At 39.7% G+C, this 13,563-nt stretch carries 11 protein-coding genes and 2 tRNA genes; 1 reads left to right on the top strand and 12 read right to left on the bottom strand.

Going from position 1 to position 13,563, the window contains the following annotated elements:
* The 7 genes from BM102_RS11120 to BM102_RS11090 all read right to left on the bottom strand — a co-directional run bounded on the left by BM102_RS11120 (position 1) and on the right by BM102_RS11090 (position 7,801).
* Complete coding sequence (locus BM102_RS11120; RefSeq protein ID WP_090482010.1) at positions 1 to 786, bottom strand: TatD family hydrolase; 786 nt, start codon at positions 784 to 786, stop codon at positions 1 to 3.
* 1 nt (position 787) lies between these two features.
* Positions 788 to 2,761 carry a methionine--tRNA ligase gene (gene metG, locus BM102_RS11115; RefSeq protein WP_044939313.1) on the bottom strand — a complete coding sequence of 658 codons (1,974 nt, stop codon included), beginning with the start codon at positions 2,759 to 2,761 and terminating at the stop codon, positions 788 to 790.
* Positions 2,762 to 2,770: 9 nt separating this feature from the next.
* Positions 2,771 to 3,127 (bottom strand): zinc ribbon domain-containing protein, encoded by a 357-nt coding sequence (locus BM102_RS11110; protein ID WP_090482007.1) that lies wholly within the window; start codon positions 3,125 to 3,127, stop codon positions 2,771 to 2,773.
* A gap of 73 nt (positions 3,128 to 3,200) precedes the next feature.
* Entirely contained in the window at positions 3,201 to 4,187 is a 987-nt protein-coding gene (locus tag BM102_RS11105) for a calcium/sodium antiporter (protein WP_090482004.1), read from the bottom strand.
* A 13-nt stretch (positions 4,188 to 4,200) separates the two neighbouring features.
* On the bottom strand, positions 4,201 to 4,791 hold the full coding sequence (locus BM102_RS11100) for a manganese efflux pump MntP (protein ID WP_074791024.1): 591 nt from the start codon (positions 4,789 to 4,791) through the stop codon (positions 4,201 to 4,203).
* 210 nt (positions 4,792 to 5,001) lie between these two features.
* Positions 5,002 to 6,666: a glycoside hydrolase family 13 protein gene (locus BM102_RS11095; protein WP_090482001.1), complete on the bottom strand. Its 1,665-nt coding sequence runs from the start codon at positions 6,664 to 6,666 to the stop codon at positions 5,002 to 5,004.
* 127 nt (positions 6,667 to 6,793) lie between these two features.
* The gene (locus tag BM102_RS11090) at positions 6,794 to 7,801 is read right to left on the bottom strand and encodes a LacI family DNA-binding transcriptional regulator (protein WP_177194959.1); all 1,008 of its coding nucleotides are present in this window, start codon (positions 7,799 to 7,801) and stop codon (positions 6,794 to 6,796) included.
* Between the two features lie 100 nt (positions 7,802 to 7,901).
* On the opposite strand from BM102_RS11090, the gene BM102_RS11085 reads away from it, so the two are divergent.
* Positions 7,902 to 9,563 carry an alpha-glucosidase gene (locus BM102_RS11085; RefSeq protein WP_090481995.1) on the top strand — a complete coding sequence of 554 codons (1,662 nt, stop codon included), beginning with the start codon at positions 7,902 to 7,904 and terminating at the stop codon, positions 9,561 to 9,563.
* Here the strand turns inward: BM102_RS11085 and BM102_RS11080 are convergent.
* The 5 genes from BM102_RS11080 to BM102_RS11060 all read right to left on the bottom strand — a co-directional run bounded on the left by BM102_RS11080 (position 9,560) and on the right by BM102_RS11060 (position 13,545).
* Positions 9,560 to 10,126 (bottom strand): phosphatase PAP2 family protein, encoded by a 567-nt coding sequence (locus BM102_RS11080; protein ID WP_090481992.1) that lies wholly within the window; start codon positions 10,124 to 10,126, stop codon positions 9,560 to 9,562. The genes BM102_RS11085 and BM102_RS11080 overlap by 4 nt on opposite strands.
* 70 nt (positions 10,127 to 10,196) lie before the next feature.
* Entirely contained in the window at positions 10,197 to 11,417 is a 1,221-nt protein-coding gene (gene tyrS, locus BM102_RS11075) for a tyrosine--tRNA ligase (RefSeq protein ID WP_074791048.1), read from the bottom strand.
* A 95-nt stretch (positions 11,418 to 11,512) separates the two neighbouring features.
* A tRNA-Cys gene (locus BM102_RS11070) sits at positions 11,513 to 11,583 on the bottom strand.
* A gap of 13 nt (positions 11,584 to 11,596) precedes the next feature.
* Positions 11,597 to 11,684, bottom strand: a tRNA-Ser gene (locus tag BM102_RS11065).
* 139 nt (positions 11,685 to 11,823) lie between these two features.
* Positions 11,824 to 13,545, bottom strand: a complete 1,722-nt coding sequence (locus tag BM102_RS11060; RefSeq protein ID WP_090481989.1) for a peptide ABC transporter substrate-binding protein — start codon at positions 13,543 to 13,545, stop codon at positions 11,824 to 11,826.
* Positions 13,546 to 13,563: the final 18 nt, after the last annotated feature.

The raw sequence follows: 13,563 nt of genomic DNA, 5'->3' as shown, positions 1-13,563 counted from the left end.
TTATTTCCTTTTGCTTTTAGTATACACCCTTAAGGCGTTTTCATAGGTAATATCTTCCACTTCTTTTACAGTAAGTCCCTTCAATTCGGCTATCTTTTCAGCCACATGGCTAAGATAGATTGAGCTGTTACGCTCACCTCTGTGTGGGACAGGCGCCATATAAGGACAATCTGTCTCAAGAACAATGTTTTCGATTGGAATAGCCTCTACTGTCTCAACTAGCTTTCTGCCGTTCTTGAAAGTCACTACTCCTCCAACACCAATATACCATCCCATTTTCACATATTCCATGGCTATTTCCTTGGAATATGAATAACAATGGACAATACCTTTCAATCCTTGTGTATTATACCTAATAATTGTGTTTAAAGTGTCTTCTGCCGCATCTCTAGAGTGAATAATTACCGGTAAATTTACCTCTAAAGCCAAATCCATCTGTCTGTCGAACCAAAGACGCTGTTTTGCTCTTTGTTCCGACTCCTTCACCCAGTAATAATCAAGGCCGATTTCACCTATTGCAACAACCTTTGGATTTGATGAATTTTCCCTGAGCCAATTGATGACATCTTCGTTTATTTCATCTATTTCCTCTGGATGTATTCCTATGGCTGCGTATACATTATCGTATTCCTCAGCCAGTTTTATACTGTCCTTACAACCTCTAAAGGTTGCACCTACATTTACAATATTACCGATATTGTTTTCTCTCAATAAATGAGAAAGAAGTTCGACTCTATCCTCGTCGAACTTCTCATCATCATAATGAGCATGTGTCTCAAAAATCATATTAACAAATCTCCGCGCCTGATGGCATAGACTTCTCTGGTGTCATGAGTGAAAGGTTGCCTTCAGCATCCTCTGCGCAAAGAAGCATACCTTCTGAAAGAACACCTGCAAGCTTTGCTGGCTTAAGGTTTACAAGAACCATAACCTTCTTTCCAACCATCTCCTCTGGAGAGTAGTGCTTGCTGATACCAGAAACGATCTGCTTTGTCTGTGAACCAATCTTTACCTGTGAGCAAAGGAGCTTCTTTGAGCCCTTTACTGCTTCACAAGAAACAATCTTACCAACCTGGAACTGAAGCTTCATGAAATCGTCAAATGTGATTTCAGGCTTTGCTTCGATATCGATTCCTTCCTCATCATCAGCATCTGCTTCCTCTGGCTGTGCTGGATGAAGCTCTGCTACCTTTGCCATAACCTCATCAAGGTCAAGACGTGCGAAGAGAATCTCTGGAGCATCTGTAACCTTGTCACCGTTTACATAGTGGCCGAAAGTAGAAAGCTCATCGTAAGGAATTTCCTTTGCACCAATCTGAGCTAATACCTTTTCTGATGTCTCAGGCATGAAGGCCTTAAGAAGAGTAGCACCAATTGAGATACCCTCAACCAAGTTGTAGAGAACAGTAGCAAGTCTATCCTGCTTTGTCTCATCCTTTGCAAGTGCCCAAGGCATTGTCTCGTCGATATATTTGTTACATCTCTTGAAGAGATTGAATACTTCTGTAATAGCATCTGCAACACGAAGTTCAGCCATCTTTGACTCAACTGCTGCAACTGTGCCTGTAACTACAGCCTTAAGATCTGCATCAACATCCTCTGTAACACCCTTATCCTCAACAACGCCACCGAAGTACTTGTTGCTCATTGAGATTGTACGGTTTACAAGGTTTCCAAGTGTGTTTGCAAGATCTGAGTTAACACGCTCTACCATAAGTGGCCATGAAATAGCACCATCATTCTCGAATGGCATTTCGTGAAGAACGAAATATCTAACTGCATCTACACCGAAGAAATCAACTAATTCATCTGCATAGATAACATTTCCCTTTGACTTAGACATTTTGTCATCGCCACCATCAGCTGACTTTGTAAGAAGCCATGGATGTCCAAATACCTGCTTTGGAAGTGGAAGATCAAGTGCCATAAGGAAAATAGGCCAATAAATTGTATGGAAACGGATGATATCCTTTCCGATGAGGTGAAGGTCAGCTGGCCATAAAGCCTTGAACTGATCAGATGACTCACCATCACACTCATAACCAATACCTGTGATATAGTTTGTAAGAGCATCAAGCCATACGTATACAACGTGCTTTGGATCAAAATCTACTGGGATTCCCCATGTAAATGATGTACGGCTAACGCAAAGATCCTGTAATCCTGGAAGAAGGAAGTTGTTCATCATCTCGTTCTTACGAGAAACTGGCTGAATGAACTCAGGATGTGTATTGATATAATCAATAAGCTTGTCAGCGTATTTGCTCATCTTGAAGAAGTATGCTTCTTCCTTTGCTGGCTGAACCTCACGACCGCAGTCAGGACACTTGCCATCAACAAGCTGTGACTCTGTCCAGAAAGACTCACATGGTGTACAGTAAAGTCCTTCGTATGAGCTCTTGTAAATATCGCCCTTATCGTAGAGCTTCTTGAAAATCTTCTTAACCTGCTTCTCATGATCCTCATCTGTTGTACGGATGAACTTATCATAAGATGTGTTCATTAAATCCCAGATATTTCTAACCTGACCTGAAACATTATCAACAAACTCTTTTGGAGTGATGCCTGCTTCAGCGGCCTTTAACTCGATTTTCTGACCGTGCTCATCTGTTCCTGTCTGGAAGAAAACATCGTATCCTTCCTGGCGACGGAAACGAGCGATTGAATCTGCAAGCACGATTTCGTATGTGTTTCCAATATGTGGCTTACCTGATGTGTAAGCAATTGCTGTGGTGATGTAATAATTGCCTTTGTTACCCATTCTTAACTCCTACTCTTCAAAAATATCCTCTATTTTTTCTCCACATGCACTACAGTACATGGAGCCATTTTTGACTAATGCGCCACACTTAGGGCAGGCTACACCGCCTTTAAGTGCCATGATATCATCTGATATCTCTTTGATTCGAAGAGTCACAGCGGTAATTCGTTTGATTTCTTCGCTGTCCTCATCTTTGTGCTCTTGATAGTATTTCTTGCCAAGCTTTTCATAAAGCTTGATAAGTTCGCCTTCTTTGACCTTTTTGTCATACTGCAATTTGGTCATATCTGTGGCGTTTTGAGCTTTTTTTCCAAGGTCTTGGGTGGTACTTCTAATGCTATCTGAAAGATTGTCTAAAAGACCCATAAAATTACCTCCTTATTCAACCCTTTAAACTTTATGATTTTACCATAACACCGTTCTTTTTACCACATTTAATCTATGCTACACCGCCATCTCTTACGATGATATAAGCAAGATATGCCACATAAAGTAGCAACATGATGATTCCATTAGCTCTATTGAGGTTCTTTTTCTTTAAACACATGAGCCACACAACAGCTGAAAAAGCTACAAGAATCAATGTATCAATAGCGTTTACTGTAAGGTATGTCATAGGTGAAATAGCACCTGCTGTACCTAAAATCAAAAGAATATTGAAAACGTTCGAACCTACTACATTTCCGATTGCCATATCAAGCTCGTTTTTCTTGGCTGCAACAATTGATGTAACAAGCTCTGGAAGTGATGTTCCAAGGGCAACAATTGTAAGACCAACAAGAGTTTCTGACATACCAAACTTAAGAGCTAAGGTTGTACATGAAGCGACAACCCAATCACCACCAAACTTAATTGCCACTGCACCACCAACGATATAGATAATGCAAAGCCATGTTGGAATATCTACAATTTCTTTTTCTACATCCTCTTCAGCAAGCTCTGCTTCATGTGCTCTGTGATTTTTTGCGGTCATTAGCATTGAACCAAGGAAAATAACAAAAGCTATAAGAAGAATTGCTCCATCAATGTGTCCAACTGAGCTTCCGATTAATCCCATAATCATGAGAGCAATTGCACATGCTACTGAAAATGGAAAATCCTTTTTGATTGTGTCATCAGCTACTTCAAGGGCTGAAAACAACGCGCAGCTTCCTAAAACTACCATCAAATTAAAGATGTTTGAGCCAATTACGTTTCCAATTGCAAGCTGATTACTGTTTGCTAAAGAAGCTGTAACAGAAACTGAAAGCTCTGGAAGCGATGTTCCCATTGCAACGATTGTCATACCAATTACAAGTGCTGGAACATGAAGCTTTTTTGCTACTGCAGATGCACCTTCAACGAAGAAATCTGCCCCCTTAATCAAAAATACAAATCCTACTACCAAGAGAATCAAAGCTCCTGGTATTGTGCTAAAAAATGTCATTTATTCTCCTCCTTTAAAACCCAAATGATATTCCAAATAAATGCTCAAGCAAGATCTTCACGCCCAGGAAAATCAGGATAAATCCGCCTAATAACTGAGCCTTTGCCTTGAACTTATTACCAAAAATATTTCCCACATAAACACCACCTGCTGAAATAGCAAATGTTGTTAAACCAATAATTAAGATTGCACGAAGTATGTTAAATCCTTTATAGAATGAAAAAGTAACACCACAGGCTAATGCATCAATACTTGTTGCAATTGCAAGAAGTGTAAGCTCCTTGTAATCAAGTGGTGGGTCCATTATCTCAACCTTATCCTCATCCTTCCATTCTTTGATTGCCTCAATAGCCATTTTGCCACCTATATACAACAGAAGTACGAAGGCTATCCAATGGTCATAGGCTGAAATCATATCAGCAAAAGCACTTCCCAAGATGAAGCCAATCAGTGGCATCAACGCCTGAAAACCGCCAAAGAATAGTGCTATCATAAACATTTGCTTTTTGTTTACCTGCTTCATTGCCAGTCCTTTGCAGATTGCAACAGCAAATGCATCCATTGATAGACCTACTCCAAATAAAAATATGTCTACTACACTCATATTAAACTCCTTTTTTGTGAGGGCTAATATAACAAAAAAGACCCACGTGTAACCAAATCTATGGCTACACGTGAGTCTCACTATTTAATGTTTGCCAGGGTAAATCCCGAGTCTGTTGACAAACAACGCATTCGTTTAATAGCGCTAGCTACTCCCTCACGAGATGTATACAATATACTAAACATTCTCGCATGATGTCAACACCAGGATTTAGATTTCCCAAACACCAGCAAACCATGCTGGGACTCTCATCTCTTTTTCCAAATCCACATTATCGTAATTACGAATCAAGCAAGCCTTTCTTTCCACGTCAAAATCCAGCTTGTATTGCACCTCATTGGCACTTACATTACATACAACAAGAATTTTTCTGTCCCCCAATTGTCTTCTGTATGCAAATATATTTTCATCTTCCTTATCCAAAAGCTCATAAGTGCCATAAACGATAATGTCTGACCACTGGCTTTTTCTTCTAAGCTCAATCAGCTTTTGATAGTAATAAAAAACTGAGTTCTTATCTTCCAGTTCAGCCTTAGCATTTATTGTCTTGTAATTTGGATTTACCCCTATCCAAGGCTTTCCTGATGTAAATCCAGCTTCGCTGCTGTCATCCCACTGCATTGGAGTTCTTGCATTATCACGGCCTTTTGCTCGAATGCCGTCCATTAAATCCTCCTCTGACATTCGGCCTCCGCCAACCAATTCCTTGTGAGCATTTAGTATTTCAATGTCTCTACATTCATCAATTGATTTGAAAGGATAGTTTGTCATTCCAAGCTCTTCACCTTGATAGATATAAGGTGTCCCCTTCATCATGTGAAGAACTGTGGCGATGCACTTTGCTGATAGTGGTGAGTCATCTCCAAGTCTTGATACGATTCTAGGCTGATCGTGATTGTCCCAATACAACGAATTCCATGCCTGTCCCTCAAGTTCATTCTGCCATTTACTTAAGTTTGCCTTAAGATCTGGCAAGTAGAATCTTTTGGTGGTCCATTTTCCTCTTTCATCATAATCTAGCCCTGTGTGCTCAAACTCGAAAACCATATTCAGCTCAGAGTTATCAAGGCTTGCATATTTCTTTGCTTCCTCTATAGTTACGCCTGCGCACTCCCCAACTGTGATCAAGTCGTATTTTGAAAGCACTCGCTTTCTCATTTCCTGTAAATATTCGTGAACTCTTGGGCCGTTTGTTGTATTGGATAAATCCCCATACAAAGCACCCTCGCCCTTGTTTCCATCTGGCAATCCAGGTACTTTTGAAATCATGGAAATAACATCCATTCTAAATCCATCAATGCCCTTTTCGCACCACCAAGTCATCATGTTGAAAACTTCATCTCTGACTTTTTCGTTATCCCAATTCAAGTCCGGCTGCTTTTTTGAAAAGCAATGTAGATAATACATACCAGTCTTTTCATCAAATTCCCATGCCGATCCCGAAAAACATGACCCCCAGTTATTTGGCTCTTTGCCGTCCTTTGGCTCTCGCCAGATGTAATAATCTCTCTTAGGATTATCCTTTGAAGATCTGCTTTCGATAAACCATTTATGCTCATCCGATGTATGATTAACTACCAAATCCATTACAATTTTGATTCCATGCTCGTGAGCCTCTTTTAATAGGGCGTCGAAATCGTCCATATTACCGAAATCATCCATTATGTCCTTATAATCTGAGATGTCATATCCATTATCATCATTAGGAGATTTATATATTGGACTTAGCCAAATTACGTTTATTCCAAGCTTTTGTAAGTAATCTAATTTACTTCGTATACCATTTAAATCACCAATGCCATCACCATTTGAATCACAAAAAGATCTTGGATAAATCTGGTATATGACACTTTCTTTCCACCATGCCTTTTCCATTCTGTCCTCCTTTAGTTATACGAATAACCTTGTAACTAAAAATTAACCCAAGAATAATCTTGGGTCAAAGGTTATGCACATAACTATTACTATGTGACATATTTAGTTTTTTATTTTTATTAATATTTTACAACTGCCTACATGACTCCCTGATAACCAGCTCTACCGGCAGTTTTATGTTATGTTCCACTGGCTTATTCTTAATCATTTTCATCATGCTTTCCACTGCAGATTCTGCTTTTTGCTGCACGTTTTGGCGTATTGTAGTAAGCTCCGGTGTAGATAATTTTGAGAATAATATATCATCGAATCCCGTTACTGATATGTCCTCAGGCACTTTTTTCCCATGCTCGTTTAAATACTTTATTACTCTTAATGCGTAGAAATCTGAAATACAAAAAACAGCTGATTTTTCTATTAAGGCTGGATAGATTCTGTCCAAACCTTCCTGCAGTTCTTCCCTTTTCATATCGATAATAAAGTGAGAGCTTTCATCGATTTCAATACCATTATCGATAAAGCTTTGGCGGAATCCGCGCCATCTATGCCTTGTGTCTTCCTCATCATTATCATCTAGCATTGCCACATTTGTATGACCTATCGATGCCAAATAACTGCCGATTTTGTATCCACCATCGTAATCGTCTATAAACACCTGCACCAGTTTATCGTACTCATAAACAAAGGCCGCATCTATGGTAACAATTGGTTTTACAAACTCCTGGCTGATTGCAATCATGGCTTCCTTGGTGTAGTTACTTAGAATCAGTCCATCCAAATTCCATCTTAAGGCATCCTTAACAACTCGTTCTGGTGACTGGTCCAGGATAATCAAAATATATTTATCTCTTTTTCTAAATTCCTTTTCAAGATATGAGAAGAGGATACTAAAATATGGATCACCCATAATATCCTTTTTATCGCTGGAATCCATTACCGCTACGCCAATTAAGCCTGAGCATCTGCTAACCAGATTGATGGCAGATTGATTTGTAATATATCCGCTTTCCGCTATTTCTGCTTCAATTCGTTCTCTTACTTCCTTTGAGACCTTTTCATATTTACCATGAAGTACATACGACACAGTTGCTGTACTTACCCCGCATGTTTTTGCAATGTCTTTGATTCTTACCATAGCATTCTCCTCCTTGTTTTTAGTTATACGCATAACCTATTTACCTGTCAATATTTTTATGTTAGCGTTTACTTAGATTAATCTAAGGAGTGGCTTTTACATGGAAAAAAAATGGTGGCACAACAAGGTAGCTTATCAAATCTACCCAAAGAGTTTTTACGATACCAATGGGGATGGTATTGGAGATATAAACGGAGTTATTGAAAAACTAGATTATTTGCAGGATCTTGGAATTGATATTATTTGGCTTTCACCAATTTATTGTTCGCCTTTAGCTGACCAGGGATATGATATTTCTAATTACTACGATATCGACCCTCGCTTTGGCACTATTGCTGATTTGGACCGTCTAATTGAAGAAGGGAAGAAGAGGGGTATAGGCATAGTAATGGATTTGGTTGTAAATCATTGTTCCGATGAACATGAATGGTTTAAAAAGGCCTGCGAAGACCCTGACGGAGAATACGGCAAATTTTTTTACATTGAAGATTACAAGGATGGTGATTCTTTGCCTTGCAATTGGCGTAGCTACTTTGGAGGCAGTGTATGGGAAAAATTGCCAGGACATGACGACAAAATCTATCTTCATGTGTTCCACAAGAAACAGCCAGATTTGAACTGGGAAAATCCTAAGCTTCGCAAGGAAGTTTACAAGATGATTAACTGGTGGCTAGATAAGGGTATTGCTGGATTTAGAATCGACGCCATCATCAACATTAAAAAGAAACTCCCATTTTCAGATTATCCTGTAGATGGTGATGACGGACTTTCTTCAATCGACAATATGCTAAAAGAAGCAACTGGGGTAGGAGAGTTCCTTAATGAATTAGCTGATGAGACATTCAGAAAGCATGATGCCTTCACCGTAGGTGAAGTATTTAATGAGAAGGATGATGAATTGCCTTTATTCATCGGCTCACATGGATACTTTTCTACCATGTTTGATTTTTCTGCTGAATCTACAAAAGAAGATATTTCTCCTGAGAACTATAAAAATGCGATTTTTAAGGCTCATGAGAGAGTTGATGGCATGGGTTTTCTCTCTAACATCATCGAAAACCATGACGAACCTAGAGGAGTTTCAAGGTTCATACCAAAAGAAGATTTAAATGACACCAGCAAAAAGATGCTTGCAGGTATATATTTCCTTCTTCCTGGACTTCCATTTATTTACCAGGGGCAGGAGATAGGTATGGAAAATCTGGATAAAGTAAACGATATTAGTGATTTGGATGACTGTGCAAATGCCAACATCTACGAAACAGCATTACATGAAGGCAAAACACATGCTGAGGCTCTTGCACATCTTATAAATGTGACAAGAGATAATGCCCGCACACCTTTCCAGTGGGATGATTCTGAGAATGCCGGTTTTACCTCTGGAAATCCTTGGCTTTTGATTAATCCAAAATATAAACATATTAATCTTGCTGAACAGATTAATAATTCAGATTCAGTATTTAATTTTTATAAGGAGCTCATTTCACTTAGAAAGAATCCTGAATATGAATCAACTTTAGTATATGGCGAATTTGCTCCATACAAACCAGAGCAGAAAAACCTTCTTGCCTACAGTAGGGTAGGAGAGAAGAGTGTAATGGTTATTGCTAATTATCAGAAGGATGCCCAGACACTTAGTCTTCCTTCCAAAATAAAAAAGGTTTTACTTTCCAATACAAGCAAAACCTTAGACAATTCTTCATTTAACAACACAGAAATTGTGCTCTCTCCTTATGAATTGTTAGTTGTTGAAATGGTTTAGACACGGGCATCATCTAGACCATTTCTATTGAATTTTTTATAAATGAAATTCACAATGAAAAAGCTTGTGATTCCACCACATATTCCTATCAAGGAACCTGCTAGCACATCTGTAGGCCAGTGTACAAACACATACAAACGGCTTATGGCGATTAAAGCAGCTAGTACAAGTGCTGGGATTCCAAGCTTTTTATTTCTTGTAAATATAGCAGTTGCCACAGCAAAGCTAGCGTTTGAATGTCCTGATGGGAATGAATAATCCATTGGAATATTAACAAGCATCTGCACATCTGGCTCAAGCCAACATGGACGACATCTCATAATACTTGGCTTTAAAATCACATTGCAAATAATAACTGTCATGATAAGTGATATTGCTGCCTGCACACCCATCTTTCTATTGAATGGCAAAATCAAGAGTAGGAGAGTAACAACTATCCAAAACCATCCGCCATTTCCTAAGGAAGTAATCTTCGGAACTATCCAGTCTAAAAAGCTATTATGTATGCTCTGAAACCAGTGGAGTAAATCGAGCTCCCATTGAAAATAAAAAATGTTACCCATTATTTATATTCTCCTTTATACAAAAAAGTGCCAAGGTCTCTTGGCACTTTTATTATATCATTTTTAGATTTTATGCTTCAATCTTGCAGAACGATTTCTTGCCCTTCTTGAGAAGGAATTCCTCTGCAAATGCATCCTTTTCGTATGATGTAAATGGATCAGCAACCTTATCTCCGTTAACTGAAACACCACCCTGCTGAACAGCACGACGAGCCTCTGCACGGCTAGCAGTAAGACCAGCAGAAACAAGAATCTGAAGGATATCTACCTTACCGTCCTTGAAGTCATCATCTGAAAGCTTGTGGCATGGTACGTTTTCTGAGTTTGCTCCGCCTGCGAAAAGTGCCTTAGAAGCCTCGCGAGCCTTATCAGCCTCCTCTGTACCGTGAACCATCTGAGTAAGCTCATAAGCAAGGATATCCTTTGCTTCGTTAAGCTGTGCACCTTCCCAGCTGTCCATCTTTTCAATCTCCTCGATTGGAAGGAATGTAAGCATACGGATGCACTTAAGAACATCTGCATCACCAACATTTCTCCAGTACTGGTAGAACTCGAATGGTGAAGTCTTATTAGGATCAAGCCATACTGCGTTACCAGCTGTCTTACCCATTTTCTTACCCTGTGAATCAGTGAGAAGAGTAATAGTCATAGCGTGAGCATCCTTACCAAGCTTACGTCTGATAAGCTCTGTACCACCAAGCATGTTTGACCACTGATCATCACCACCGAACTCAAGGTTACAATCATAGTGCTGGAACATGTGATAGAAGTCGTATGACTGCATAATCATGTAGTTGAACTCAAGGAATGAAAGTCCCTTTTCCATACGCTGCTTGTAGCACTCAGCACGAAGCATGTTGTTAACTGAGAAACATGCTCCAACTTCTCTAAGAAGCTCAACATAGTTGAGGTCAAGTAACCAATCTGCATTGTTAAGCATAAGAGCTTTGCCATCAGAGAAATCAATGAAACGCTCCATCTGACGCTTGAAGCACTCAGCGTTGTGATCGATATCCTCACGTGTAAGCATCTTTCTCATGTCTGTACGACCTGAAGGATCACCGATCATAGTAGTACCGCCACCGATAAGGGCGATTGGCTTGTTGCCAGCCATCTGTAATCTCTTCATAAGTGTGAGAGCCATAAAGTGACCGGCTGTAAGGCTATCTGCAGTACAATCAAAACCGATATAGAAAGTTGCCTTGCCCTCATTTATTAATTTTTTAATTTCTTCTTCGTTTGTTACCTGAGCAATCAGGCCACGAGCAACTAACTCGTCATAAATTGTCATTGCAAAATTCTCCTTTCTCACATTTTTGAATAGTTAGTTTTGTATAAACAAAAATCCCTCGCCCCCATTACTTAGGGTCGAGGGATTTAAATTAGAGGTGCCAACCAGATTTGAACTGGTGATAGAGGTGTTGCAGACCTTTGCCTTACCACTTGGCTATGGCACCTTATTAAGTAAAACGGAGAAGGAGGGATTTGAACCCTCGCGCCGGTTGCCCGACCTACACCCTTAGCAGGGGCGCCTCTTCGGCCTCTTGAGTACTTCTCCAAAGTTGTAGGTAAATTACTTATTTTGTTTCGACGCAAGTGTTATTCTACTAGAGTAATGCACCATTGTCAACAATATTTTGGGGAAATCTTCACGATTTCCCCAAAAATTTTTCACACTTTAAAATCTAGTAAAAAGACTAGTTGATTGTAGCATGATAGAAGTACTTCATTCCCTCTACAGTACCATATACACCATCTACATAATCCTTGATCATGTATGGATCGTTGTAGTAGTAGATAGGGATGATGCACCATGTATCCATAAGGTAATCCTCTGCCTCATGCATAAGCTCTGCACGTGCAGCAAGATCTGCCTCTGAACGGATATCAGAAATCATCTGATCATACTTATCCCAATCAAGATCCTTGCTAGAATCCTTACCGAACTGTGGGTTGTTGTTTCCTGATGCTGTTGTGTACATTTCAAGCATGTTGATAGGATCGTTGTAATCCATGATCCAACCTTCACGAGCGAAGTCGTACTTACCAGCCTTACGTGTCTCCTGGAATACGTTCCACTCTTCCTGATCGATAGAAAGGTTGATTCCTACTGTTGCAAGGTCAGCCTGGATACACTCACCAATCTTTACGTTACCTTCTGAGTTGTTTGTAAGGTATGTTAAAGAAATATCCTGTGTAAGAGCATCTGAAGCTGTATCATATAAACCGATAGACTCAAGAAGTGATTTAGCCTCTTCTACGTTTGCTTCATAATCTGTTGAGTAGTAATCCTTGTTCTTGAACTCACCACCGTTACCATCTGAGCATCCAGCTGGAACGAATGATGTAGCAACTTCCTGGTTGTTCTGACCAACTGTATCAATGATGTACTGACGGTCAATTAAAAGAGTGATAGCATGACGGAATACCTTTGCCTGCTCCTCATCAAGACCAAGTTCATCATAAAGATCTGTGTTGTAGTTGAATGATGCATAGTATGTACCAAGGTTATCAAGTACTACATACTCTGAGCTTGTCTTAGCTGTTTCCATTTCCTCTACAGGAATATCATCGATGAAATCAAGATCTCCTGTTGTGTAAGCTGTGTAAGCAGCTGTTGTTTCAGCTGTAAGCATTACGTTAAGTGTTGTAACTGTTACTGAATCAGCATCCCAGTAATTGTCGTTCTTTACATATGTCATATCTGAATCATGGTTCCATGATTTAAGAACATAAGCACCGTTACATACGAAGTTTTCGCCTGCATCGTTAGCCCATGTACCAACTGGATCACCATCAGACATAGAAGCTTCTACAGCTTCCTGGTTAACTGGGAAGAAGAATGGGAATGCACATAAATCAAGGAAATATGGGCAAACTGCTCCAAGTGTTACTGTAAGAGTCTTACCATCTTCAGAAGCAACTACATCACCATCACCAAGACCTTCTTCATATGTGAAGCTTGGGAAGATTTCACAAAGGTAGCTGTAATCAGCTGCAACCTCTGGAGAAGCTGCACGCTTCCAAGAGTAAACGAAATCTGTTGCATCAAGATCATCACCGTTAGACCACTTTAAACCATCACGCATTGTGAATGTGTATGTAAGTCCATCATCTGATACCTCATAGCTCTCTGCACAAGCTGGCTCAAGCTCGCCTGCTTCGTTGTAACGCATCAAACCTTCAAATGAGTTAACTGCAAGACATCCACCATCTACTGATGAGTTAAGAGCTGGATCAATGTGAGCTGGCTCACTAGACATCCAAATGTTAAGTGTTGTCTTATCTTCCTTTGTTGTTGCAACTGCTGGTGCTTCACCTGTAGATGAGCTCTCAGTAGACGCTGCCTTATTGCCACATGCAACCATTGAAAGTGCCATAGCAGCAACAAGTACTAATGAGACTAATTTCTTCTTCATACTATCCCTCCTATAATT

This window comes from Pseudobutyrivibrio sp. JW11 (assembly GCF_900115355.1).
Classification (GTDB): Bacteria; Bacillota; Clostridia; order Lachnospirales; family Lachnospiraceae; genus Pseudobutyrivibrio; species Pseudobutyrivibrio ruminis.
Note: the sequence above shows the minus strand (reverse complement) of the source record. Positions and strands in the feature narration are given on the sequence as shown.